Annotated in this window: 1 rRNA gene; it reads right to left on the reverse strand. The window is 52.5% G+C overall.

The features are described from left to right. Positions 1-34 precede the first annotated feature (34 nt). Positions 35-1,565 (reverse strand): 16S ribosomal RNA (locus HNR33_RS22770). Positions 1,566-1,671 lie beyond the last annotated feature (106 nt).

Here is a 1,671-nt window from a genome sequence, read left to right on the forward strand (position 1 = left end):
TCAAAACTAAACAGTGAAAAGCAGTTCTCCTTAGAAAGGAGGTGATCCAGCCGCACCTTCCGATACGGCTACCTTGTTACGACTTCACCCCAATCATTAATCCCACCTTCGACAGCTGCCTCCAAAAGGTTAGCTCACTGGCTTCGGGTGTTACCAACTCTCGTGGTGTGACGGGCGGTGTGTACAAGGCCCGGGAACGCATTCACCGCGACATTCTGATTCGCGATTACTAGCAACTCCAACTTCATGTGGGCGAGTTGCAGCCCACAATCCGAACTGGGACCGGCTTATAGGGATTCGCTCCCCCTTGCGGGTTCGCTGCCCGTTGTACCGGCCATTGTAGCACGTGTGTAGCCCAGGACATAAGGGGCATGATGATTTGACGTCATCCCCACCTTCCTCCGGTTTGTCACCGGCAGTCCCTCTAGAGTGCCCAGCTTAACCTGCTGGCAACTAAAGGCAAGGGTTGCGCTCGTTGCGGGACTTAACCCAACATCTCACGACACGAGCTGACGACAACCATGCACCACCTGTCACCTCAGTCCCCGAAGGGAAGGAACTATCTCTAGTTCTGTCCGAGGGATGTCAAGCCCTGGTAAGGTTCTTCGCGTTGCGTCGAATTAAACCACATGCTCCGCTGCTTGTGCGGGCCCCCGTCAATTCCTTTGAGTTTCAGTCTTGCGACCGTACTCCCCAGGCGGAGTACTTAATGTGTTAACTGCGGCACTGAAGCCTGTCGACCCCAACACCTAGTACTCATCGTTTACGGCGTGGACTACCAGGGTATCTAATCCTGTTCGCTCCCCACGCTTTCGTGCCTCAGCGTCAGTTACAGTCCAGAGAGTCGCCTTCGCCACTGGTGTTCCTCCTAATATCTACGCATTTCACCGCTACACTAGGAATTCCACTCTCCTCTCCTGCACTCAAGCCCTGCAGTTTCAAGTGCTAACTACGGTTGAGCCGTAGCCTTTCACACCTGACTTACAAGGCCGCCTACGCACCCTTTACGCCCAATAAATCCGGATAACGCTCGCCCCCTACGTATTACCGCGGCTGCTGGCACGTAGTTAGCCGGGGCTTCCTCCTAAGGTACCGTCATTATCTTCCCTTAGGACAGAGCTTTACGACCCGAAGGCCTTCATCGCTCACGCGGCGTCGCTGCATCAGGCTTTCGCCCATTGTGCAATATTCCCCACTGCTGCCTCCCGTAGGAGTCTGGACCGTGTCTCAGTTCCAGTGTGGCCGTTCACCCTCTCAGGCCGGCTACTGATCGTCGCCTTGGTGAGCCCTTACCTCACCAACTAGCTAATCAGACGCGGGACCATCCTATACCACCGGAGTTTTGACTCACATATCATGCGATATTAGAGTTTTATGGGGTATTAATCCCAGTTTCCCGAGGCTATCCCCCTGTATAGGGCAGGTTTCCCACGCGTTACTCACCCGTCCGCCGCTAAGTTTAAAGTATTCCACCCGAAGGCTTCCTACTTTAAACTTCGCTCGACTTGCATGTGTTAAGCACGCCGCCAGCGTTCATCCTGAGCCAGGATCAAACTCTCAAATAAAAGTTTTTCCATTAACTCAAATGTATTAACGTTGACGTTAATTCATAAGTTGTTTTAACAGCTTTGCTGTTATTAAACTTGTCTTTTCACTGTTCAGTTTTCAAAG

This window comes from Brassicibacter mesophilus, from assembly GCF_050433385.1.
GTDB lineage: Bacteria > Bacillota > Clostridia > Tissierellales > Proteiniboraceae > Brassicibacter > Brassicibacter mesophilus.